Annotated in this window: 19 protein-coding genes and 1 pseudogene; 6 read left to right on the forward strand and 14 right to left on the reverse strand. The window is 72.2% G+C overall.

Features of this window, described 5'->3' with window-relative positions:
- Window positions 1–108 precede the first annotated feature (108 nt).
- The 7 genes from ACZ4SA_RS10090 to ACZ4SA_RS10120 all read right to left on the reverse strand — a co-directional run bounded on the left by ACZ4SA_RS10090 (window position 109) and on the right by ACZ4SA_RS10120 (window position 9,716).
- On the reverse strand, window positions 109–1,002 hold the full coding sequence (locus ACZ4SA_RS10090; RefSeq protein ID WP_468271936.1) for a phosphatase PAP2 family protein: 894 nt from the start codon (window positions 1,000–1,002) through the stop codon (window positions 109–111).
- A gap of 123 nt (window positions 1,003–1,125) precedes the next feature.
- Complete coding sequence (locus tag ACZ4SA_RS10095; protein ID WP_468271939.1) at window positions 1,126–2,178, reverse strand: LacI family DNA-binding transcriptional regulator; 1,053 nt, start codon at window positions 2,176–2,178, stop codon at window positions 1,126–1,128.
- The gene (locus ACZ4SA_RS10100) at window positions 2,175–2,765 is read right to left on the reverse strand and encodes a GNAT family N-acetyltransferase (RefSeq protein WP_468271941.1); all 591 of its coding nucleotides are present in this window, start codon (window positions 2,763–2,765) and stop codon (window positions 2,175–2,177) included. The genes ACZ4SA_RS10095 and ACZ4SA_RS10100 overlap by 4 nt, the downstream gene beginning before the upstream one ends.
- Before the next feature lie 71 nt (window positions 2,766–2,836).
- The gene (locus ACZ4SA_RS10105; RefSeq protein ID WP_468271944.1) at window positions 2,837–3,559 is read right to left on the reverse strand and encodes a TetR/AcrR family transcriptional regulator; all 723 of its coding nucleotides are present in this window, start codon (window positions 3,557–3,559) and stop codon (window positions 2,837–2,839) included.
- A gap of 105 nt (window positions 3,560–3,664) precedes the next feature.
- Complete coding sequence (locus ACZ4SA_RS10110) at window positions 3,665–5,677, reverse strand: hypothetical protein (protein ID WP_468271946.1); 2,013 nt, start codon at window positions 5,675–5,677, stop codon at window positions 3,665–3,667.
- A gap of 101 nt (window positions 5,678–5,778) precedes the next feature.
- Window positions 5,779–6,579 (reverse strand): tyrosine-protein phosphatase, encoded by an 801-nt coding sequence (locus ACZ4SA_RS10115; RefSeq protein ID WP_468271947.1) that lies wholly within the window; start codon window positions 6,577–6,579, stop codon window positions 5,779–5,781.
- Window positions 6,580–6,605: 26 nt separating this feature from the next.
- Window positions 6,606–9,716 (reverse strand): alpha-N-acetylglucosaminidase, encoded by a 3,111-nt coding sequence (locus ACZ4SA_RS10120; protein WP_468271949.1) that lies wholly within the window; start codon window positions 9,714–9,716, stop codon window positions 6,606–6,608.
- A 103-nt stretch (window positions 9,717–9,819) separates the two neighbouring features.
- On the opposite strand from ACZ4SA_RS10120, the gene ACZ4SA_RS10125 reads away from it, so the two are divergent.
- Entirely contained in the window at window positions 9,820–10,362 is a 543-nt protein-coding gene (locus tag ACZ4SA_RS10125; RefSeq protein WP_468271952.1) for a hypothetical protein, read from the forward strand.
- A 170-nt stretch (window positions 10,363–10,532) separates the two neighbouring features.
- On the opposite strand, the gene ACZ4SA_RS10130 is transcribed toward ACZ4SA_RS10125, so the two are convergent.
- From ACZ4SA_RS10130 to ACZ4SA_RS10140, 3 genes are all read right to left on the reverse strand, one after another.
- Window positions 10,533–12,092, reverse strand: a complete 1,560-nt coding sequence (locus tag ACZ4SA_RS10130; protein WP_468271954.1) for a DUF1996 domain-containing protein — start codon at window positions 12,090–12,092, stop codon at window positions 10,533–10,535.
- Between the two features lie 132 nt (window positions 12,093–12,224).
- Window positions 12,225–12,428: a hypothetical protein gene (locus ACZ4SA_RS10135; RefSeq protein WP_468271957.1), complete on the reverse strand. Its 204-nt coding sequence runs from the start codon at window positions 12,426–12,428 to the stop codon at window positions 12,225–12,227.
- A 102-nt stretch (window positions 12,429–12,530) separates the two neighbouring features.
- Entirely contained in the window at window positions 12,531–13,526 is a 996-nt protein-coding gene (locus tag ACZ4SA_RS10140) for an NAD-dependent epimerase/dehydratase family protein (protein WP_468271958.1), read from the reverse strand.
- Here ACZ4SA_RS10140 and ACZ4SA_RS10145 point away from each other — a divergent pair.
- Complete coding sequence (locus ACZ4SA_RS10145; RefSeq protein ID WP_468271960.1) at window positions 13,525–14,250, forward strand: hypothetical protein; 726 nt, start codon at window positions 13,525–13,527, stop codon at window positions 14,248–14,250. The two genes, ACZ4SA_RS10140 and ACZ4SA_RS10145, sit on opposite strands and share 2 nt — an antisense overlap.
- A gap of 47 nt (window positions 14,251–14,297) precedes the next feature.
- Window positions 14,298–15,725 (forward strand): PepSY-associated TM helix domain-containing protein, encoded by a 1,428-nt coding sequence (locus tag ACZ4SA_RS10150; protein WP_468271962.1) that lies wholly within the window; start codon window positions 14,298–14,300, stop codon window positions 15,723–15,725.
- A gap of 142 nt (window positions 15,726–15,867) precedes the next feature.
- On the opposite strand, the gene glnII is transcribed toward ACZ4SA_RS10150, so the two are convergent.
- Window positions 15,868–16,896 (reverse strand): glutamine synthetase, encoded by a 1,029-nt coding sequence (glnII, locus tag ACZ4SA_RS10155; RefSeq protein WP_468271965.1) that lies wholly within the window; start codon window positions 16,894–16,896, stop codon window positions 15,868–15,870.
- Window positions 16,897–17,091: 195 nt separating this feature from the next.
- Here glnII and ACZ4SA_RS10160 point away from each other — a divergent pair, with 195 nt between their 5' ends.
- Entirely contained in the window at window positions 17,092–18,015 is a 924-nt protein-coding gene (locus ACZ4SA_RS10160) for a Gfo/Idh/MocA family protein (RefSeq protein WP_468271967.1), read from the forward strand.
- A gap of 181 nt (window positions 18,016–18,196) precedes the next feature.
- Here ACZ4SA_RS10160 and ACZ4SA_RS10165 read toward each other — a convergent pair whose 3' ends face one another.
- Window positions 18,197–18,892: an RlpA-like double-psi beta-barrel domain-containing protein gene (locus ACZ4SA_RS10165; RefSeq protein ID WP_468271970.1), complete on the reverse strand. Its 696-nt coding sequence runs from the start codon at window positions 18,890–18,892 to the stop codon at window positions 18,197–18,199.
- A gap of 274 nt (window positions 18,893–19,166) precedes the next feature.
- Here ACZ4SA_RS10165 and ACZ4SA_RS10170 point away from each other — a divergent pair.
- A pseudogene (locus tag ACZ4SA_RS10170) lies at window positions 19,167–19,397 on the forward strand (carboxymuconolactone decarboxylase family protein); the annotation flags it as partial.
- Between the two features lie 60 nt (window positions 19,398–19,457).
- Here ACZ4SA_RS10170 and ACZ4SA_RS10175 read toward each other — a convergent pair.
- Entirely contained in the window at window positions 19,458–19,820 is a 363-nt protein-coding gene (locus ACZ4SA_RS10175; protein WP_468271972.1) for an arsenate reductase family protein, read from the reverse strand.
- A 122-nt stretch (window positions 19,821–19,942) separates the two neighbouring features.
- Between ACZ4SA_RS10175 and ACZ4SA_RS10180 the strand changes: the two genes are divergently transcribed.
- Complete coding sequence (locus ACZ4SA_RS10180; RefSeq protein ID WP_403862443.1) at window positions 19,943–20,209, forward strand: hypothetical protein; 267 nt, start codon at window positions 19,943–19,945, stop codon at window positions 20,207–20,209.
- Window positions 20,210–20,219: 10 nt separating this feature from the next.
- Here ACZ4SA_RS10180 and ACZ4SA_RS10185 read toward each other — a convergent pair whose 3' ends face one another.
- Window positions 20,220–21,086, reverse strand: coding sequence for an MOSC domain-containing protein (locus tag ACZ4SA_RS10185; protein WP_468271976.1), 867 nt, complete (start codon window positions 21,084–21,086; stop codon window positions 20,220–20,222).
- Window positions 21,087–21,676 lie beyond the last annotated feature (590 nt).

Consider the following 21,676-nt stretch of genomic DNA (forward strand, 5'->3'; position numbering starts at 1 on the left):
GGCGGGCAAGTTCCAGCCACGCTGCGGGTACCGCGCACGGCCGTCAGGCCGTAGGGGGAGATCGAGGCGGCGCGGGGTTCGGGGCAGCGCCCCGACAAGGCCGGCGAGTCAGGCGCGGGCCGCCGGGAGGAAGCGGGCCGCCGCCGACGCGTCGCCCACCCGCCGCGGCAGCCGCTGCGGCAGCGCCCGGTACCACGCGTACGAGACCCCGAAGCCGAACCCGAGGCAGACCATGCCGCCCACCGCGTCCAGCCAGAAGTGGTTCGCCGTGGCGACGATGACGACCAGCGTCAGCGTCGGGTAGAGCAGGCCCAGGATCTTCGCCCACGGTGCCGTCGCCAGCGCGAAGATGATGAGGCCGCACCACAGCGACCAGCCGATGTGCATGGAGGGCATCGCGGCGTACTGGTTCGACATGTTCTTGAAGTTGCCGGAGGCCATCGAGCCCCAGGTGTCGTGGACCAGGACGGTGTCGATGAAGTTCTGTCCGGTCATCAACCGGGGCGGTGCGAGCGGGTACAGGTAGTAACCGACCAAAGCCACGCCAGTGGTGGCGAAAAGGATGAGCCGGGCGGCCGCGTAGCGGCCGGGATGCGCGCGGTAGAGCCACACGAGCACACTGATCGTCACGATGAAGTGCAAAGTCGCGTAGTAGTAATTCATCGACACGACGAGCCATGTCACCGAGTTGATGGCGTGGTTGACGGAGTCCTCCACCGCTATGCCGAGCGTCTTCTCCGCCTGCCAGATCCAGTCCGCGTTGCGCAGGGCCTGGTACTTCTGCTCCGGCACCGCGTTGCGGATCAGCGAGTACGTCCAGTAACTCACCGCGATGAGCAGGATTTCGAACCAGATGCGAGGACGGCCGGGAGTCCTCGGCACGCGCCATCCGCTCGACGTCCGACCGGGGGCATGTGAAGAAGCGGCCGCGGCCTCGTCCTCCACCATGGGTGACGGGCTCGCCGTCCGGCCTTCCACGGTCTTCACGGTCGCTTCACCCATGAGAGAGGAGTCTGCCAGATGAACGGCACTCTCCGATCATCCCCCCGTCGGGTTCGTACCGCATGATCTCCCCCTCACGGAGGAGGGGTTTCCCCGGGGGCGGCCGAAGGTCGGAGGGGGCGGTCAACGGGCCGCGGAGGCAGTTGAACCGCGAACCACCAGCTCCGGCAGGAAGACGAACTCGCCGTGCACGGGGGCCCTCGGGCGGTCCGGCGCGGACGCCGAGTGGCTGTCGCCTATCTCCTCCAGGAGCGCGCGTACGGTCGCCTGCCCCATCGCCGGCACGGGTTTGCGCACGGTGGTCAGCGGCGGGTCCGTGAACGCGATCAGCGGTGAGTCGTCGAAGCCCACGACGGAGATGTCGTCCGGCACTTCGAGGCCCCGGTGCCTGGCGGCCCGTATTGCGCCGAGCGCCATCATGTCGCTCGCGCACACAACGGCTGTGCAGCCGCGGTCCATCAGGGTGGAGGCCGCTGCCTGGCCGCCCTCCAAGGTGTAGAGCGAGTGCTGGATCAGTTCCCGCGCCGCCTGTGGCCCGATGCCGAGCTGTTCCTGCAGGGCGAGGTGGAAGCCCTCGATCTTGCGCAGCACGGGGACGAAGCGTCTGGGGCCGACGGCGAGGCCGATCCGGGCGTGTCCGAGCGAGACGAGGTGGGCGACGGCGAGGCGCATCGCGTTGCGGTCGTCCGCGGAGATGAAGGGTGCGTGCACGCCGGGCGCGAAGCCGTCGACGAGGACGAAGGGGACGCCCTTGGCGCGGAGCCGGTCGTAGCGCTGCATGTCGGCGGTGGTGTCGGCGTGCAGCCCGGAGACGAAGATGATGCCGGAGACGCCCCGGTCCACCAGCATTTCGGTGAGTTCGTCCTCCGTGGACCCGCCGGGGGTCTGTGTGGCGAGCACCGGGGTGTAACCCTGCCGGGTCAGTGCCTGGCCGACGACCTGGGCGAGGGCGGGGAAGATCGGGTTGTCCAGCTCGGGCGTGATCAGCCCGACCAGCCCCGCGCTGCGCAGCCGCAGTCGGACGGGCCGTTCGTAGCCGAGCACGTCGAGAGCGGCGAGCACCGTCTGACGGGTGGTCGCCGCGACTCCGGGCTTCCCGTTGAGGACGCGGCTCACCGTCGCTTCGCTGACCCCCGCCTGGGTCGCGATGTCGGCCAGGCGTGCGGGTGCGGTCACAGATCGGACTGTACCGGCCACACAGGCTGCTGCCCACCAGGCGGCGCTGCGGCGGCAGTTGGGAGAAGTGCCGACGGGGTGAGCGCTTTCTCCAGGAGCAGCACGCCGTAACGGCTGCCGTCGGCTGCCTGTTTGGCGGGCTCCTCGCCGACCACCCGATAGCCGGCCGCCTCGTAGTAGGCGCGCAGCCGCGGATTGCTGCTCAGGCAGTCCAGCCGCGCCCATTGCCGGCCCCCGGCCGCGATCCGCCGCTCGCCATGGGCGAGCATCGCCCGCCCCGCGCCGGCCGGCGCGTGCGCGCGAGCGGTCATGAGACGGTGCACATAGCCCGCGACCGGAGGCTGAACTCCCCACGCGGATGGGTCGTCCCACCACACCTCGTACGCCCCGGCGACCTGCCCGCCGACCTCCAGCAGCCACACCTCGCCCTCGGCGATCCGGAGTGCGAAGTGGCCGGCGTCCTTGTCGCCGGGCTTCCACTGGTCGATGCGGTTGCGCAGCATCCAGCGGGCGGCGCCGTCGTAGAGGGCGACGAGGGTGTCCACGTCGGCGCCGGTGGCGGGGCGGAAGTCGGAGTCGATGATCACGGGACCATGATGGCGGTGGAGTGCCGGCCGCCGCAGCATCGGCCCGCTCGGAGGGGACACCGTCCGGGGTCCTACCGCGGGCGCTGCGCGGGCACCTTCGCGATCGCGGGCGCCAGAGCCGTGAGCCGGCCCACGAGCTCACCGAACGGGCCCTCGGCCGGTTCGTCGGCGAGGATGCGGACCAGCAGCGCGGCCATCTCCTCGTTGTAGGCGGCGCTCACCGCCGCGAGGGCCGCGAAGTCGTGCACCAGCTGCAACTCCAGCTCGGCGCGCGGAATGCGCCGTCCGTCGAGCCAGATCAGCGCCGTCGACTCGGCGAGCGACACCCAGGAACGGACGGCCAGCTCCAGGCGCGCGGACGGGCTGTCGATCTCCAGGTGCTTGAGGATCTGCTCGTAGGCGGCCTGCCGCACCTCGTCGATCATCGCGTTGGTCGTGGACGATCCGACGGCCGGCCCGCCCCGCATCAACGCGGAGAAGCCGGGGCCGTGTTCCTCGACGAAGTCGAAGAACCGGCCCATCACCCGCAGCAGCCGGGCCCCCAGCGGCCCCTCCGGCGGCTCCACGAAGCGACCCGCGAGCTCGTCGGCCGCCCGCCGCAACGCCGCTTCGTACAGACTCTGCTTGCCGGGGAAGTAGTGGTACACGAGCGGGCGTGAGATCCCCGCGGCCGCGGCGATCTCGTCGATCGAGACGTCGTCGGGAGAGCGGTGGCCGAACAGGTCCAGCGCCACACCGATCAGCTGCTGCCTGCGCTCCTCGACGCCCATTCTGCGCCGCACCCGGGTCGTCATGCGCCCACCCTACCTACCGACCGGAACGGCGAAGCTGTTGAGCCTCGTGGGACGGCGAGTGCTGCGAGACGGTGAACGTCGGGCCCAGGCCCGGGCGTCGCGGGCTCAGTGCAGGGAGCTCACCCGAGTGCCGTCCGCCAGACGGCCGTTCAGTGCGGGACGGGAGCCCGCACGGGCCCGGACAGCCACCACATGGCCCGCCGCCTCGCCTTCGACCCCGCCGCCGGAGACGGTGACGGAGGTGAGTTGCCGGCTGCCCGCCGCCAGCACGTACCACTGCCCGGCCTGCGACTTCCACAGCACGCCCGCGAGCACCCGCGGTTCGCGCACCCCGCACGACGGCGAGTCCTGCGCCCGCGCCGCCACCGCGCCGGGCTCGCCCGGTCGTGCGGCGGGTGCGTGGAACTGGGCCATCACCCTGCTGCCCGTGCCCCGCCAGGTCTCGGCACGCGTACACACCCAGGCGGCCGTGCCGTTCGCCTCCGGCAGCCGCTGCCGCGCGTACTGCCAGGAGTTGACACTGCGCACCCCGTGGGCCCGCATGCCCGGCAGCAGGCACGCCGTATGCGCCCAGGACTCGCGCGCGGCGCCGCCCTCGATGTTCTGCGGGGCGTCGGGCGGCCCGTGGGTGAGGTGCGCGGGGACCAGTTCGCCGAGATCCGTCACCAGCCGGACCGCGCTGCCGTCGTCCAGCTCAAGCGCCTGCCACGTCCGGCACCCCTGTTCGTCCGCGGGGGTCGGCAGCCGGTCGGTGAGGCCGTTCGCGTCCCGGAGCAGCGGTCGCGGCCGCGCCGCCGGGTCGAGCAGGTCCAAGGCCGCGACTCCGCGCACCCAAGGGGCGGTCAGATAGCGGACGTTGCCCACCCCGCGCGCCACCACCAGCACGCCGGAGACGGCGGCGTCCGCGCCGTCCGTACGCGCGAAGTCGAGCGCGGCATCGCCCTGCGCGCCCCGGGTCCCGGTCACTTCGGCGTAACGGACCACGCGCAGCCCGTCGTACAGCACGACCACACGTGCCCGGCCCATCTCGCCGGCGAACAACAGGTGCGGCGGCCCCATGGGCGGCCCGGACGGCGTGCCGGGCGTCGAGGAGACCCGCACCGCGTCACCGGGCGCGGCCCAGGCGGCGAGCGCCCGCCCCAGCAGAGCCCGGTCCCGGGTGAGCGGTCCGCGGGCCGGCCACACCGAGAAGTCCCTGCGGGTGGACTGCTTCCAGACGGCGGGGGAGACGCGCACCAGCCTGCCCGGGTCCAGCGCCGCCTCGACGGCGGGGTGGCCGGCGTACGGCGCGCCTCCGGCGTTCGCACCACCGCCGGGCAGCAGGAGCAGCGTCCCGCACACCGCGAGGGCCGCGGCCGCCACCACGGCCGCCCTGGCGTGCCGGCGGCGGCGCAGCAGATCGGTGGGCCGCACCTGGAGCGAACACGCGTCGAACTCGGGCGAGCCCAGCAGTTCCGCGCCGCGTCCGCCGTCCTCGTCCAAGGCCTCGCCGGCTTCGGTCATCGCCGCCTCCGGGTCCGCGACCCCTGCCCTGCCCAGGGCTTCGTGCACCTGCCGGTCGGCAGCCTTCTCGAGGCCGCGCAGCACATGGGCGGCCCTGGCCGGACCGGAGAGCGCGGCCAGCCGCTGGTCCAGGGCGAGTGCGTCGGCACCGCCGGACCGGGGGAAGACCCGCAAGCCCCACATGTGCGGCAGCAGAGGCGGCAACTGGGCGCGCCGGGGCCACGCCCGCCGCCGCAGCGGCAGAGCGGCCTCCAGGGCCTGGCGCAGCACCCGGTCGCGCACGTAGGCATAGCCGGGGTCGCAGGCGCCCTGCGGGCGGCGGGCTCGCGGCACGGCCGGCGCCGGGGCGCCGGCGGCCTGCTCGCCCCGGGGGAGCGAACGCTGGACGATCGCGTGGGCGGTCAGCACGCGGCGCCCCTGGCCCAGCGCGGACGGCAGCACCAGATAGGCGATCCGTACGAGGTGGGGGTAGTGCTCGACGAGCGCCGCCTGCGCCTGCCCGACCTCGACATCAGTTTCGACGTCGGCCTCTGCCGCGGCTTCGCTTCCAGGAACAGCGGGCGCCGGGGAGCCGACGGCCGGGCCGGCAGGAGGGACGACGTCGTGTGGGCGCACATTCAGCAGAACGAGCGAATCGTCCTATGGTCACCGGTCACCGGTCACCGGGCACGGGACACCGGGCAGCAGGGCAGCAGGGCAGCAGGGCAGCAGGGCAGTCAGGCCGGCACGGCGAGCTGTTCACGGATGCGTGCCAGGGCCTCGGCCGTGACACCGAGGCCCTCACGCACGTACTTCTCCATCGACCCGTACCGCGCGTCGACCTCGTCCAGCGCCGCCCCCAGGTAGTCCGGAACCACCCCGATGATCGCCAGTGCCGTGTCCGGCTGTCCTCCCTGCACGGTGAATCCCTCGACGAGCGGCGCGAACGCCTCGCGCACCGCCACATTGACGGACGTGTACTCGGCCTCGACCGTCTCGGGTGTCGCTCCGAGCAGGGTGAGCACGATCGTCGCCGCCCACCCCGTCCGGTCCTTGCCCGCAGTGCAGTGGAACAGCAACGGACCGGAGTCCGGGTCCGCGACCTCGTTCAGAAAGGCCCGGTAGGACGCGCGGGCCGAGTTGGTCGTCACGAACGCCCGGTAGATGGAGCCGAAGATCTCCAGGGCCCGGCCGCCGCCGAGTTCCTGCTCGGCGACGGCCGGATCGGTCAGCAGCTGACGCAGCCGGGCCGCCGCCGGCATCCGGCCGGAGGCCACCTGGTCGGCCAGGACGTCCGCGAGCAGCAGCCGCCCGCCCTCGGGGACCCGGTCGGGCCGGGCCTCGCGCTCCGCCCGGGTACGGAGGTCGACGACGGTACGGATACCGAGGGCGGCGACGGCCGGGTCGGAGGCGGCGTCCATCCGGTCCAGCTGACCGGAACGGAACAGCAGACCGCTGCGCACCGACCGGCCGCCGGGCAGGGGCGTACCGCCGAGATCACGGAGGTTCGCGACGGTGGTGGAAGGGATCGCGTTCATATTGCGGAATCTAGGCCTGTACCGCCTCAGCCGGCTGCCGCGACACCGCCCGTCAGGGACCAGCCGCTGAACCGCACCGTGCCGCGGGACCCGCTGCCGCCGTTGGTGGCGCTCATGAAGAACCCGACGTCCTGCGTGGCCGCGGCCCCGGGCACGGGCACCGTGGCGACCGTCCGCCAGGTGGTGCCGCCGTCGGTGGAGCACGCGCCGGTGAACGAAGCCCCCGCGTTCCGGGTGAGCCGCAGCAGCACCGGGGCCTTGAGGCCCGTGATGCGCCTGTAGGTGTCGAGGGTGCCGTCGCCGTTCGTGTCGTACGACATCACGACACCCTGACCCGGGGTCACCGCCAGATTGAGGAAGCCCGCGGCGCCGGGGGTCGCGAGCGAGTTGCGCACCACGATGCCCGATCTCGCCCAACTGCCGGTGTTGTCCTGTGCGTCCACCCGCACCAGTGCGCTTCCGCCTTCGCGGAGGGCGCCCTCGCGGTAGGCGGCGCCGAACTGCGTGGTGCCCCTCCAGAGGTCGTTGCCGGCGCCGTTGATCGCCAGCCGGTCGCCGATCTGCCCGAAGACGGCCGCGTTGGACGTGAAGGTCCGCCACTCGGGGTCGAGCGGAGCGGCCAGGTGCACGCTGCTGCGCTGGGTGACCGCCACCCGTTCCTCGCCCCGCGGCCCGTACCGCGTGTGCAGCACGTAGGGCATCGGCACGAGCGGTTCGGTCAGCGGTTCGGACGGGGCGGTCACCTGCCACGACACCGTGCCGCTGCCGCCCGCACGCACGCTGTCGAGGAACGGCTCGCCCTGCGGCTCGGCATCGAGGCCGGTCAGCTCGAAGTCGACCCGGCCGGTGGCCCGCAGCCCGTTGACGTTGCGGAACGCGGCCCTGACCGTGCCGCTGCTGCCGGGCGTGAACGCCGCCGGTTCCACGCTCACCGTGACGTAGCCCTGGTAGGGGGCACGGGCCAGAGTGTCGTACACCCGCCGGGCCGTGCGGTACGCGTCACCCGTCGGCCGGACCGGGTAGGCGCGGCGGTCCTTCGTCCATGCCGCCTCCGCCGGATACCAGTCGAACGAACTCGGCGCCCTGCCCTCCGCCATCGCGTCCGCCTGCTCGGTGAGATACGCCTCCCACTGCGGGACGTGGACGTCGTCCATCAGCCCCTGCCAGTCCCGGTTGGCGTAGTTGCTGAGCTGGTTGGCGGCGCTGCGGTCCGCCCACGTGGTGATCAGCGCGCGGGCGGTGCGCTCCAGTTCCACCGCCTCCTCGGGGCTGGTGGCGAGCCGCTTGGCGTCCTCGAGCCAGGGGCCCAGCAGGAACGAGCGATGGCAGCCGGCCATCGTGTCGCTCAGCCGCATCAGCTTCAGCCACAGCGCCGTGATCGCCCGGAACGTGTCCACGTCCTTCTCGCGGTACGCGGCACGCAGCGGAAGCTGGAGCGTACGGGAGCGATTGGCCAGAGCCTGCCTGGCCAGGTCCGTCAGATCGTGGCGGTACGCGTCCGAGTCCCGCAGCGACGGCCGTACGCCGAGCAGCGCGGCGAACGCGCTGTCGAAGCCCGCCGGGTCGAAGGCCGTACCGATCGACGCGGTCAGCGACGGGCGGCGGCAGAACAGCGAGTCGTACGGGCGGCCGTCGGTGCTGGTGAGGCGGTAGGCGGTGGCGGCCAGCGCGGCGAAAGCGGCACGCGCCGAACGGTCCTCGGCCCCGTACCGGACGTCCGCGTACTCGGCGAACCACGCGGTCCGGTCGATCTTCTCCTCGCGCCATGCCAGTTCGCTGAACAGCTCCAGGGCCGCCGGATCGCGCTCCGCGGCCTCCGGCATGTAGGCGGTGCCCACCAGTGCGCTCCCGGGCTTGTCGCGCCAGGCGGTGAACTTCTCCGTCCAGCGGTCGGTGTTCGCGCCGATCGTCGTACGGCCGCCGAAGTTCGGGATGGTGCCGAACGCGTACGGCGCCCCGCCCCACTCCTTCTCCCGGTCGGTGACGGTGTCCAGGTCGGACAGTCCGTCGACGATCAGCACCTTGTCCGTGTCGATGGCCTCGAGCAGCACCGGGCGCGGATTGGCCTGCCAGCCGAGGATCACCCAGGTCGCCGTGGGGTGCGCCGTCCGCAAGGACCTCTCCACCGCGCGGGCCGCGTCCGGTACCGGCACGTCGCCGGCCGTGCCGCCCTCGTGCAGCAGATCCATCTTGAAGTGGTCGACCTCGCCGAACAGTTCCCGCTGGTGCCGGTAGAACGCGGCGGCCACGTCGGCGAACGACCGCGTACGCGGGTCGAGCCAGTCGGGGCGGCGCAGCCCGTTCCAGGTGCCCTGCCCGATCACCCGGGCATCGCCCGGGTTACGGGCGACGAAGCCGTCGGGGACGGTGCCGAAGTAGCCGGGCAGGACGGGGTGCATGCCCAGCTCGCGCAGCCGGTCGGCGATCCGCCGGCCCAGGTCCGTGCGGCGTTCGATGAGGGCGGGCGAGAGCGGACCGCCGTACTCGCTCATGTTCTGCAGCAGCCACCAGGGCTGATGGGAAGGCGCCGGCAGCCAGGTGCGGGCCTCCGTGTCCGAGTACCCGAAGTCCCTCAGCAGCCGGTGGTAGACGGCCTCCTGGCCCGGCGTCACCAGGACCTCGTTGCAGCCGTGCAGGGCGAGCACGTCGATCAGCCGCTCCCAGCGCGGCCAGTCGGCGTACGGGGCGGTGTAGCCGTCGTGCGTGTCGTTGTACGCGAACCGGTGCGGGACGGTCGCGCTCCGCTCGAGCGCGCGGCCGGTCCCGGGCAGCCGGCGGGGCAGATCGAGCTGGGAGCCGGACCACGAGATGTGTGCCCGGCAGACGTACTTCAGATACCAGTGCACCCCGGTCAGCCGGACCGCCGGGCTGGTGCCGGCGACCTCGATGCGGCCGGTGGTGCCGGTGACACGGAAACGCTCCGGGCCGGTCAGTGCCGTCAGCCGGAACTGGCCGGCGTGGTCGGGCAGCAGACGGCGCAGCGCGGCGACGGCGGGATCGTCGGCGGATCCGGTGGCGGGTTCGGCAGGCGCCGCGGGTGCGGGCACGGCGGCCGCGGCGGTGGGTCCTGCGAGCACAGCGCCGGCTCCGACCGCTGTGGCGGTTCCCAGCAGCGTACGTCTCGACAGCGCGTTCATCGGCAGCTCCTCCGTGTTGCTGGGGCGACAACAGGTGCGTGCGGAGCGCACGTTACCCGTGGTTCGGCTACACGAAGAGAGCACGAAAGGGCACCATGGCCGGATGCGGACGAGTACGAGTACAAGCACATGGCGGGCGGCCCGGACAGGACTGGCAGTTGTGGTCCTCGCCCTGGCGGCGGCCTGCGGGTCCGGCGGCGACGACGACGGGCGTGTCGCCGCCGATGAGGGCACGAAGGCGCCGAAGACGGCGACCGGCACGCTGGAGGAACTCGCGCGCCGGGCCGACTGCCGGCCGAACATACAGACGGACGCGGACGAGCTGCGCCAGGCCAACTGCAGTACGGACGACGGCAGGTACGTCCTCGCGACCTTCGCCACCGACCGCGGCCAGCGGGAGTGGATCAACGAGGCCAACGACTACGGCGGCACGTATCTGGTCGGCCGCAAGTGGGTCGCGGTCGGCGACGAGAAGGTCGTCGCGGCCCTGCGCGGCCGCCTCGGCGGCACGGTGGAGACCGGGGCGCAGCACGGCTCGGGCGGCAGTGGCGACGACGGCGGCGGCCATGGCGAACACGGCGACCAGGGCAGCGACAGTGGCGGCGGCACGAGCGACGAGGGCCACGCGGAGCACCACGAGGGCTGATACGCAGAGAACTTACCCAGAACGTACGCACAGAACGGCGGGTCCGGTCGGGCCGGTCCGGGACACCGGACCGGCCCGGGAGGCCCCGCGCAGTCGACGTCCGCAGACGACAAGGCCGGGCCTGCCTGGAGATCTCCAGGCAGGCCCGGCCTCTGCCGTTCACGGACGGGTCACTGGCAACGACGGCCGTCGTTGATGCAGTCCACCATCTCGTCCATCAGGTCCTCGTCGAAGACGTTGATGAAGTCGCCGTGGTCGGTGATCGGCTTGTGCAGCTGCTCGGGGAACGAGTCGACCGCGAAGACCGAGGCGTTCTGCCCGTCGAAGACCGGCGGCGGCACGTCGTAGACGATCCGCTGCACCAGCTGGGGGATGGCCTGGAAGCCGTCCGGGCAGCTGCCGTCCGCCTGAGCGAAGTCGACATGGGTGCGGTGGTTCGCGCTGTCGGCGTTCTGGCCGTCCCAGCAGCTCTGGAACTTGAAGCTGCGCACGACCTGGCTGCCCTCGGGGCAGATCGGGTACTTGTCCTTCAGCTGGCGGTCCTCGAATCCGGTGCAGCTCCAGGAGGCGTTGGCATTCGCGTCGCCGTTGGTGAAGGACTTCGCGTCACCGGTGATGATGCGGAGGAACTTCGGCATCGCGGTGACCTTGCTCCGGGGATTTCCGACGAACGTCAGCGTGACCTGCGACGGCGTCTGGATCTCGCCGACGTTCTGGTCGTTGCCGCCGCCGTCGTCACCGGCGTCGAACTCGTTCTGACCGTTCTGCAGGCGCAGCACGGGCCAGTAATAGGTCGACTTGTCGCCCTGGTTGTTGCAGGTGGTGTCTCCGTTCGCGAAATCGTCGTCACTGGCGAATGCGTCATTGGCCTGGTTGCCGACGTAGTCGTGCACGTGGTGTGCACCGTTGCTCACACCGGGGGCGACGATGACGTTGTCGGAATTGAACTTGCCGTTCTCGTTCACGCCGCAATTGGTGACGAAGGTGCCCCGGGAGGCGCCGCGGCGCTTTCGCGGGTTCTGGACGTTCGGCTGGACGGTCTGGATGTCGACGAAGTCGCCGGCCTCGGGGCCGTTGCCCGCCTGGCCGCCGTTGTTCCCGCCGTTGTCCCCGTTGTCGTCGCCGTTGTCGTTGCCCTGGTCGCCGCCGTCCTGGCCGTCGTCCTGGCCCTGATCCTGGCCGCCGTCGCCGTTCTGACCGTCGTTCTGGTCCTCGTTCTGACCGTCGTTCTGGTCTCCGTTCCCGTCGTTCCCGCCGTTGTCGTCGCCGCGCAGCGTGCACGGGGCCGTCGCCTCGAGCCCCTGGGGCCGTTCGGCCGAGCGGTCGATCATGGCGACGATGCGCTGGATGATCACCAGCCGTTCGTTCTTCAGCGGTGTGAGGATCTCGTTCTGCGCGAAGTTGCGGTCGTTCTGGACCCGCTCCTTGTTGTCGGCGAACCGCTGGTAGTACGTGGTGACCTGGTTGTCCAGCGTGGCGAGTTCGCGGTCGACGGCGAAACGCTGGTCGTCGGGTATTTCCTTGATGGAATTGACGACCTCCGGGCAGTCGATCGTGGAAACCTGCTGTCCGACACTCTGTGTCCGGTTGTGGCTTCGCTGGCCCCAGCCTTCGCCGGCGGATGCGTAGACATTGGCTGCGACCAGCCCACCCCCGCCCAGAATGAGGGCAGCCGAAGCAGCGATCGCCCGGTTTGCCAGCGTTGAGCGTTTTCTCGATGTGCGTCCCATGGAACTCCAATCCCGGGGGAGGGAAGTAGCGCGTCGTTCCATACGGGCACCGACGACGGGGCGTTCAGCCGTGTGCAGAAATCGTAGAAGTCTCCAGCCCCCAAACCGTTTGGACCACGAAGAAAACGGGCACTACCCGGCAGACTTCCTCGGCCCTTCGGCCCCCTGTACGGCCGTGGCCGACCACCGCGCCGCCGGCAGCCGCGTTCGGTTGACGTGGGCCCGCACCAGGATCTGCAGACACGGAGTGGTGAACACGCCCACGCCGACGGCTGTCAGCGCGATCGATGTCACCGTCAGGGCGAACAGCGCAACCGAGCCGATCAGCGCCATCACGCGAGGACACCGCCTCGGGGTGTATCCGGCACCACCCTGTGGACCTCGCCCTGTGGTTCCCCGGCAGGGACTCCGGTGCCGGCCGGGGGCCGCAACCGGGTCTCACCCCCCGAGCAGCTTCGACTCCATCTCCGGCGCCAGCCCCACCCGCGGTCGGTCCGGCCGCTGGGGCGCCGTGCCGCCGATCGACGTGAGCCACGACCACGTGTCCCGGACCGTGTCCGCCGCCGGTCGGCACCGCAGGCCCGCCGCCAGTGCACGCCCCACCCCCGCACCGTGCAGCGCGCCATGCGCCGGGTCGCTCTGCGGGATCCAGATCGGCAGGTCCGTCCACGGCGCGATGCCCGCGGCCAGGATCACCTCCGCCGGCATCCACGTGAGCCGCGCCGCCGAGCCCGTCACCGCCACGCACGCCTCGAGCAGTTCGCCCATGGTCGTGTGCCCCGGCTCACTGGTGAGGTTGTACGGCCCGCTCAGCCCCGCTTCCGCCGCGTCGAGCGTCCAGCCGGCCAGGTCGCGTACGTCGACGAACTGCAGAGGCGTCTCCCGCGGCCCGGGCGCCGGCACGTCGCCGCCGCGCGCGATCCGCCCGAGCCACCACGGAAGCCGGCCGATGTTCTCCCACGGGCCGAGGATCAGGCCCGAGCGCACCAGCAGCGCACGGTCCGCACCGAAGGCGTCCAGTACGGCCAGTTCGCCCCCGCGCTTGGCCTCGGCATACGGCACGTCTCCCGCGTCCGGGTCGCCCTCCACGACCGGGGCGCTCTCGTCGTAGCCGGCCGCCGGCGGCCACACGTACACCGAGCAACTCGACACAAGGACATAGCGGCCGACCCGCCCCGCGAGCAGGCGCGCCGTGTCCCGGACGGCGGACGGCGCGCCCGACCAGGTGTCGACGACGAGGTCCCATACGCCGTCCGCGAGTGCTGCCAGGCCGCTGCCGTCCTCGGCGGTGCGGTCGCCGATCCGTGTGGTGACACCGTCCGGCGCCGCGTGCCGTCCGCGGTGGAAGACCGTGACGTCCCAGCCGCGGGCGAGCGCCGACCCGGCCACCGCCCGCCCGGCGAACTCCGTACCGCCCAGAATCAGTAGCTTCATGATCGCGACTCTGCCCCGCGGCCGTCCGCCGGGGAAGGCGGTTCTGCTGCCGGGAGAACGACCCGTACCCGCGGTCACTCTCCCGGACCCGGACGCGGGATGGCAGCATGTGCGGACCATGACGGATGCCCGGTCGCCCCTACGCGCTCTTCGGGCCGCGCTTTTCGCGGCGGTGGCCGTCATCCTTGCCGCAATGGGCCATTCGTCCCTGTCTGCGCACGACCTGCCGCCCTCCGCGCTGCTCGCCGCGCTCTGCATGACGTCGGCCGGTGGCTGGCTCGCGGCCGGCCGCCGCCGCGGGGCCCGCTCCATCGGCGCGGGGCTCCTCGCCGTGCAGGGGGTGCTGCACCTGATCTTCTCCGGCGGCCGGCCGTCCGCCGCGCAGCACCACCACGGGCACCAGCGCATGGACGTGTCCACCGACTTCGCCGCCGACAGCGGCATGCTCGCCGTGCACCTCGTGGCCGCGGCCGGCTGCGCGCTCTGGCTGGCCCACGGCGAAGCCGCGCTCTTCCGCCTCGCACGCACCGCGTTCGCGGTCGCCTTCACCCCGCTGCGGCTGCTGCTCACCGCCGTACGGCTGCCGGAACCGCCCGAGCCGGCGCCCCGCCCGGCCACCCGGGCGCCCCGCCTCCACGGTGTCGTCCTCGCGCACACCGTCGTCCGGCGCGGCCCGCCCGTGCCCGCCGTCCCCCGCGCCACGGCCTCCGGAGCCGCGATCTGACCCGGGGGCCGCCATCCCCATGTCAGAACCGACTTCCAAGGACCGTCATGTCCATTGACGCCCCCGACCAGGGCACCGCACCGAAGGCCGAAACCGGCCCCGCCGAACCGAAGTCCACCTGGGGCGCGCTGCGCCCCCTCGTTCTCCGGCTGCACTTCTACGCGGGGCTGCTGATCGCCCCGCTACTGCTCCTCGCCGCTGTCAGCGGCCTGCTCTACTCGCTGTCCTTCCAGGCCGAGAAGGTCGTCTACCGCCACGAACTGAACGCCCCGGTCACCGGCCCGTCCCTCCCGCTCGAGGCCCAGGTCGACGCGGCACGCGAAGCGAATCCGGACGGCACCGTCACCGCCGTGTGGCCCTCGTACGAGGACGGGGCGACCACCCGCGTCCTGATGACCGACCCCGGGGTCGAGGAGGGCAAGTCCCTCGCCGTCTTCGTCGATCCGTACACCGCGGACATACGGGGTGAGCTGCCCTCCTACGGCAGTTCCGGCGCTCTCCCGCTGCGGGCGTGGCTCGACGAACTCCATCGCGACCTGCATCTGGGCGACCTCGGCCGCAACTACAGCGAGCTCGCCGCCAGCTGGCTGTGGGTCGTCGCGCTCGGCGGCCTCCTGCTGTGGTTCGGACGCCGACGCCGTACCAAGCGGGCGCTGCTCCTGCCCGAGCGCGGCACGACCGGGCGCCGCCGGACGCTGTCGTGGCACGGCTCCGTCGGACTGTGGGCCGTCGCCGGCCTGGTCGCGCTCTCCGCCACCGGCCTGACCTGGTCCCGCTACGCGGGCGAGAACATCGGCGCGGTCCAGGACCAGCTGGGTGGCGCCACCCCCACCGTCTCCGCCGCGCTCGACGCGGGCGCCGGCGGCAGGGACGGGCACGAGGGCCACGGCGGCACCGGCCACGGAGCGGAGCACCAGGGCGCGGACGTCGGCATCGACAACGCCGTGGCCGCGGCGCGGGGCTCCGGCGTCGACGGCAGGATCGCCGTGACGCTGCCGGCCGACGGCAGCGGCTACGTCGTCAAGGAGACCGACACCCAGTACCCGGTCCACCTCGACTCGGTGGCCGTCGACCCCGCCGACGGCCGCGTCATCGACGAACTGCGCTTCGACGACTACCCGTTGCTCGCCAAGCTGACCCGCTACGGCATCGACGGCCACATGGGGGTCCTCTTCGGACTGGTCAACCAGCTCGCCCTGGCCGCCCTCATGGTCGCCCTGATCCTCCTCATCGTCTGGGGCTACCGCATGTGGTGGCTGCGCAGGCCGACGAAGGAACGCAGGCTGAGCGCCGGTCGGCCCATGCCGCGCGGCGCCTGGCGCAAGGTGCCGGTCACGGCGCTGCTGCCGCTTGCCGCGGCGACGGCCCTGGTCGGCTGGTTCGTACCGATGCTCGGCATCAGCCTGCTGGTGTTCCTCGCCGTCGACATCACGCTCGGCGTAGTCGCGAGGGCGCGGGCCAAGTCCGCTTCCTAGGGGACGTATGTGCAGCCGACCCGCCGCAGCCCGACCGTGCGCGGGCGGTCCCGGCCAACTCCCCCGCCCCTGCCCGGGCGTGGGCACAGAAAGGGGGCGTCCGCCTCTTCGGCGGACGCCCCCTTCACGGAGCTTCAGTTGCTCAGACCTGGCCGGCCTTCTCCAGCGCCGAGCAGCAGGTGTCCACCAGCAGGCGGGTCACCACGTACGGGTCGACGTTGGCGTTCGGGCGGCGGTCCTCGATGTAGCCCTTGCCGTCCTTCTCGACCTGCCACGGGATGCGGACCGAGGCACCGCGGTCGGAGACGCCGTAGCTGTACTCGTTCCACGGGGCGGTCTCGTGCAGGCCGGTCAGACGGTCGTCGATGCCTGCGCCGTAGTTCTTGACGTGGTCGAGCGGCTTCGAGCCCTCACCGAGCGACTCACAGGCGGTGATGATGGCGTCGTAGCCCTCGCGCATCGCCTTGGTGGAGAAGTTGGTGTGCGCGCCCGCTCCGTTCCAGTCGCCCTTCACCGGCTTCGGGTCCAGCGTCGCGGAGACCTCGAAGTCCTCCGCGGTGCGGTAGAGCAGCCAGCGGGCCACCCACAGCTGGTCCGCGACCTCGAGCGGGGCCAGCGGGCCGACCTGGAACTCCCACTGGCCGGGCATGACCTCGGCGTTGATGCCGGAGATGCCCAGCCCGGCCTGGAGGCAGTTCTCCAGGTGGGCCTCGACGACGTCACGGCCGAAGATCTCGTCGGCGCCGACGCCGCAGTAGTAGCCGCCCTGTGCGGCCGGGAAGCCGCCCTCGGGGAAACCCAGGGGGCGGGAGCCCTTGAAGAAGGTGTACTCCTGCTCGATGCCGAAGATCGGCTCCTGCGCGGCGAACTGCCCGTAGACCTCGGCCAGCGCGGCACGGGTGTTGGACTCGTGCGGCGTCATGTCCGTGTTGAGGACCTCGCACAGCACGAGGATGTCGTCGCCGCCGCGGATCGGGTCCGGGCAGGTGAAGACCGGCTTGAGCACGCGGTCCGACGCGTGGCCCTCCGCCTGGTTGGTGCTGGACCCGTCGAAGCCCCAGATGGGCAGCTCGTCGAGGCCGGCGGAGCCCGTCATGATCTTCGTCTTCGAGCGAAGTTTGGCGGTCGGCTCAGTGCCGTCGATCCAGATGTACTCAGCCTTGAAGGTCACGGGGTCTCATCCTTTGCGGGTGCAGCGGTATGCGCGCAGCTTGGCAATGCGCGATTTCCCGGCCGTTGCCCGTTTGTGAACCCCACGTTACGCAGGAGAACCCGCGGGTCAGGAGCGGCGTGTCGGCGTGCTTCCCGGACCTTCCCGTGCTTGCGCACCGGTCGGCACGTTCAGCCGCCGTGCACACTGGTGCGCATGGCGAAGCAGACGCAGCAGCTGCGTATCGGGCTCCTCGGCGCCGGGCCGTGGGCAGGGATGACGCAGGCCCCGGCGCTGGCCGGCCACCCGGATGTCGTGTTCAGCGGGGTGTGGGGGAGGCGGCCCGACGCGGCCGCGACGCTCGCCGACGCCCACGGCACGGCGGCGTTCACCGGCGACGACGGCATCGACGCCCTCTTCGCCGTCAGTGACGCCGTTGCCTTCGCGCTGCCGCCGGACGTCCAGGCCCCGCTCGCGGCCCGGGCCGCGGCGGCGGGCTGCCATCTGCTGCTGGACAAGCCGGTTGCCACGGATGTGACCGCGGCGCGGGCGGCGGCCACGGCGGCCGAGGACGCGCGGGTCGCGTCGGTGGTGTTCTGCACGCTGCGGTTCGCCGCGGACACGGCGCCGTGGGTGGCCGAACAGGCCGCCGAGGGCGGGTGGTTCACCGCGCACGCGCAATGGCTCGGCTCGCTGTACTCGGACGACGGCTCGGACAGCCCGTTCGCGGCGTCGCCGTGGCGCCGGGAGAAGGGCGGCCTGTGGGACGTGGGCCCGCATGCGCTCTCGGCGCTGATCCCGGTGCTTGGCGATGTGACAATGCTGTCGGCCGGCCGTGGCCCCGCCGACACCGTGCATCTGGTGCTGCGGCACGCCTCGGGGGCGTCCAGCACCGTGACGCTGGGCCTCGGCGCGCCGGAGAAGGCGGCGGGCACAAGCCTGGTGCTGCTGGGCGAGCGGGGGAGGGCCGAGCTGCCCGACGGGTGGGGAGACCCGGTGGACTCGTTCCGTACGGCCGTGGACGCGCTGCTCGAGGCGGTACGGACGGGGGAAGCGCACGACTGCGACATCCGCTTCGGCGTCCGGCTCGCGGAGATCCTCGCGGAGGCGGAGGCGCAGCTCGCCGGGGAGGTGCCGTAGCCGCAGGGCCGGCGGGGGCGTTACCGGGGCCTGCGGCTACGACGTCTGGGCGGCCGCGCGGTCAGGACGGTCGTCCGCAGGCCGCCGGGTGTGCGGCCCGGCGGCTGCTGCTCCTCCTGGGACAGTGGAAGGGGGAGCGGCGGCTGCGGCATGCGTCCTGCGGTCCGGCGACCGGATGGGATCAGCCGACGCGCTCGATGCGCGCGTTGCGGATCAGGAACTTGCCTGCCTCGCGGACCTGTTCGAAGGCGGCGTCGTTGAGCAGGGCACAGCTGCCGGAGACCGAGGTGACCTCGACCGTCGTGGACTTGTTGTTGTCGAGGTTGGTCACCTTGAGCTGGGTCCCGACCGGGAACTCGCTGCTGGATGCGGCCGGTGCGCCGCCCTCGCCGGAGAGGGTGACGGTCGAGCCGGCGCAGACGACCTCGCCGGCGGCGCCGCCGCCCGCGTTGCCGGCCTCCTCGCCACCTGCCTGGTCCCCTGCCTGGTCCCCTGCCTGGTCCTCGCCCTGGCCGCCGCCCTGCTCGGCGCCCTCCTCGGCGGGCGGCGCCTCTGCCGGCGGCTGTTCGGCGGCCGGGGGAGCCGCCGCCTGGCCACCGCCCCCGCCGGCCGCACAGCCGGCCGCCTCCTGCTGGACGTTGATCTGCGCGATCACCGCCTCCCGGTTGGCGATGCGTGCCGCCGACTGGGCGTCGGGATTGGCCCGTTGCCCGGCGATGAAGTTCTCGTTGTTGCGGATTGCCTGGGCGAGTCCGTCGCAGGCCACAGAGGCCTGACTTGTCCCGGTCATGACAATCGCAGTGCCGCCGGCCATGGCCGCAGCGCCGACGAGCAGGGCGATCTTCTTCTTGCCGCTGAGGGTCTTCTTGCGTGACACGTAAGGGCTCCTGTCTCCGGCCGCGGGGGCGGCCGGCTGGTTCCTTGTGCCGTTACGTACGAGTAGCCGTTGCCGACTGCTCACCGGTCGCACGGACCACTTCCTTAACTTTCCTTAAGGTGACGGCAGTTCGTGGCTGCGGTTCACTCCGGCGGCAGCGCCCGGCACAGCGCGTCGAGCGCGTCCGCGTACAGGTGCTCGGGGGGCGTCCCGTACCCGACGACCAGCCCGTCCCGTCCGTCGTGTGCCTTCCGCTCGCCCGGTGCCTCCCGGCTGGCGCGAGGCCGCCCACTTCTTCACGGAGCAGGAGCAGGCGGCACTGGCCCTGACCGAATCCGTGACCCTGATCGCCGACGGCGGCGTCCCGGACGACGTCTACGCCCGCGCGGCCCGGCACTTCGACGAGCGCGAACTGGCTCAGCTGCTCGCCCTGATCTTCACCATCAACACCTGGAACCGCATCGCCCTCGCGACGGGCAAGGTGGCGGGCACCGACGAACGCTGAGCCTCCGGCGGCCGATGCGTTTCCGGCGGCGACAACGGCCTCCGGCGGGAGGCCGTTCCGTCAGCCGCGCCGCATCGCGTCCCGTACCGCCTCCTCCGTACGCCCCACCACCGCGGAACCGTCGTCCGCCGTGATGATCGGACGCTGGATGAGCTTCGGGTGCTGGGCGAGGGCCGCGATCCACCTGTCGCGCGAACCAGCCTCCTTGGGCCAGTCCTTGAGTCCGAGCTCCTTCGCCTCGGCCTCGCCGGTGCGGGTGATGTCCCACGGTTCGAGGCCGAGCCGTTCGAGGACGGCGCGGATCTCGTGCTCCTTCGGCACGTCCTCGAGGTAGCGGCGGACGGTGTACTCGGCGCCCTCGGCGTCGAGCAGATCGACGGCGCTGCGGCACTTGGAACAGGCCGGGTTGATCCAGATCTCCATGCGCGCCACGGTACCGCCCATGAGCCTGTCAAACACCGTCTGGCCAGGGCCGATTGTCAGTGGCCGCCGGTAGAATGAACAGTAGTTCGGGATGGTCCCGCCACCGCGCCAGGAGGTTGCCGATGGCCGTTGCCACACTCACGACGAAGCCCCAGACCCCTCTGCAGAAGAAGCCGCTCCCGGCCGGACAGCCGCGCGAGTGGTATGTCTCCCACAACCGCCGGCTGAAGGCCATGCGCCTTGCGATCGCCCTGCTCGACTCCGGCGTCTACCACCCGGCGACGGCGGACAACCGCCGGATACGGGCGACGGCGGAGCGGATCGGCGCCCACGCGCCGTCCGACACGACATGCCGCATGGTCAGGGCCCTGATCCGCTACGGGCGCTGAGTCGGCCGGTTCACGGGGAGGCGGGGCGCCGGGGATCCGGCGCCCCGTTCCCGTACCGCTCCACGCGCACCGGGTCTCCGACCGTCAGCGTGCCCTCGCGCACCACGGCCGTCTTCGCGCCGAAGCTCACCTTGTTGTCGTACGCGGGCTCCCGCCGGTATGTGGCGAGCGTCCGCACCGGTTCAGGGCCGGCCCGCAGCCCCGTCCGCTGGTCCACCAGGGGAACGGAGCAGCGCATCGCCCGTACGGAGTGGGCCAGTTGCACACCGCCGGCCTCCAACCGCCGGATGACGTCCTCGTCGTGGGGCTCCGCGCACCCGCCCAGCACGATGTTGGCGCGGAAGCGGTCCATCGGCACCGGCTCCCCGCCGGCGGCCTCGATCCGCGCGTTCAGTCCGTCCAACGACGCCTGCGACACGACGAGCACGGCATGGGCGTCCGCGAAGGCGACCTTCCCCGGCGTCTCGCCCCACCCGTCCCGGTCGAAGCCGTCCGGCGCCCGTACCAGCCGCAACTTCTCCCCGAGCGCCTCGGAGAACCACTCGGCGGCTTCCTGCCCCTGGTCCACGGCGTGCCCGACCGGCTTGCCGAACAGGCTCACCGGCCTCGGCTCGCCCTCCGGGTCGACGGCCACGACCAGGCTCTCGAAGCCGTCCGCGCTCAGCCGCAGGGCCCGCCCGCCGTCGACGACCTCGGGCCGGACCGCGGCCATGGCCGGCAGCCCCCGCTGACTCCGGAAAGCCCCCTCGACGGCGTCGACGACCATGAAGGTCCGGTCGTGCTCCAGCCCCATGGCCCCGACCCGGGCGGACTCGACGTCGGTTCCGGCGCAGCCCTTGACCGGGTAGTACGTCAGCGCCTGCACAGTGATCCCCATGCGGCCCGATCGTAGTGCCTGCCCGTATCCCGCCACCTCGTCCCGCCTGGGCGCGGCGGACGCCGCCCCTCCCGGCACCCGCCCCTCCCGGCACCCGCCCCTCCCGGCACCCGCGCCGGTCGTGCGCCCGCCGTCGGGCGGGCAGCGGCACCCGCGGCCGGTCGGCGCCAGGAGCCTGGTCGAGGTCCGCGAGCAGTTCCGCATCGGTCGCGGCGAGCACCCGCGGCTCGAGCCCGACGAGCGCGGCCCGCAGCGAGGCCCCCCACCAGGTGGCCGCGATCGAGCAGATCGGCCTCGAGCAGCGCGACACCGGCCCGACTCTCCAGGCACGCGGCCTGCCGGGGCCGGCGACACGGAGCGCGCCACGGCGGTCCAGCAGTACGGCGGTCCAGTAGTACGGCGGTGAGCGTAGGGGGACGGAAGCGGTACCCGCGTCGTTGGTGGGGGCCATCGTCCTTGTCTTCTGCGCTGCTTGCGGCGTCTGCGCAGAAGCACCTGTGGCGGGGGGGGGGGGGGGGGGGGGGGGGGGGGGAGAGGAAGGGGGGAGGAAAAAAGAGGGAGAAAAAAAAAAAAAAAAAAAAAACCCCACT

Source organism: Streptomyces sp. NPDC027962, assembly GCF_055566095.1.

Bases quoted from the DNA above. Each gene is read 5' to 3' on its own strand.
- ACZ4SA_RS10090 (WP_468271936.1), bottom strand. From the start codon at position 1,002: ATGGGTGAAGCGACCGTGAAGACCGTGGAAGGCCGGACGGCGAGCCCG.
- ACZ4SA_RS10105 (WP_468271944.1), bottom strand. From the start codon at position 3,559: ATGACGACCCGGGTGCGGCGCAGAATGGGCGTCGAGGAGCGCAGGCAG.
- ACZ4SA_RS10115 (WP_468271947.1), bottom strand. From the start codon at position 6,579: ATGAACGCGATCCCTTCCACCACCGTCGCGAACCTCCGTGATCTCGGC.
- ACZ4SA_RS10120 (WP_468271949.1), bottom strand. From the start codon at position 9,716: ATGAACGCGCTGTCGAGACGTACGCTGCTGGGAACCGCCACAGCGGTC.
- ACZ4SA_RS10125 (WP_468271952.1), top strand. From the start codon at position 9,820: ATGCGGACGAGTACGAGTACAAGCACATGGCGGGCGGCCCGGACAGGA.
- ACZ4SA_RS10130 (WP_468271954.1), bottom strand. From the start codon at position 12,092: ATGGGACGCACATCGAGAAAACGCTCAACGCTGGCAAACCGGGCGATC.
- ACZ4SA_RS10145 (WP_468271960.1), top strand. From the start codon at position 13,525: ATGATCGCGACTCTGCCCCGCGGCCGTCCGCCGGGGAAGGCGGTTCTG.
- ACZ4SA_RS10140 (WP_468271958.1), bottom strand. From the start codon at position 13,526: ATGAAGCTACTGATTCTGGGCGGTACGGAGTTCGCCGGGCGGGCGGTG.
- ACZ4SA_RS10150 (WP_468271962.1), top strand. From the start codon at position 14,298: ATGTCCATTGACGCCCCCGACCAGGGCACCGCACCGAAGGCCGAAACC.
- ACZ4SA_RS10160 (WP_468271967.1), top strand. From the start codon at position 17,092: ATGGCGAAGCAGACGCAGCAGCTGCGTATCGGGCTCCTCGGCGCCGGG.
- ACZ4SA_RS10175 (WP_468271972.1), bottom strand. From the start codon at position 19,820: ATGGAGATCTGGATCAACCCGGCCTGTTCCAAGTGCCGCAGCGCCGTC.
- ACZ4SA_RS10180 (WP_403862443.1), top strand. From the start codon at position 19,943: ATGGCCGTTGCCACACTCACGACGAAGCCCCAGACCCCTCTGCAGAAG.
- ACZ4SA_RS10185 (WP_468271976.1), bottom strand. From the start codon at position 21,086: ATGGGGATCACTGTGCAGGCGCTGACGTACTACCCGGTCAAGGGCTGC.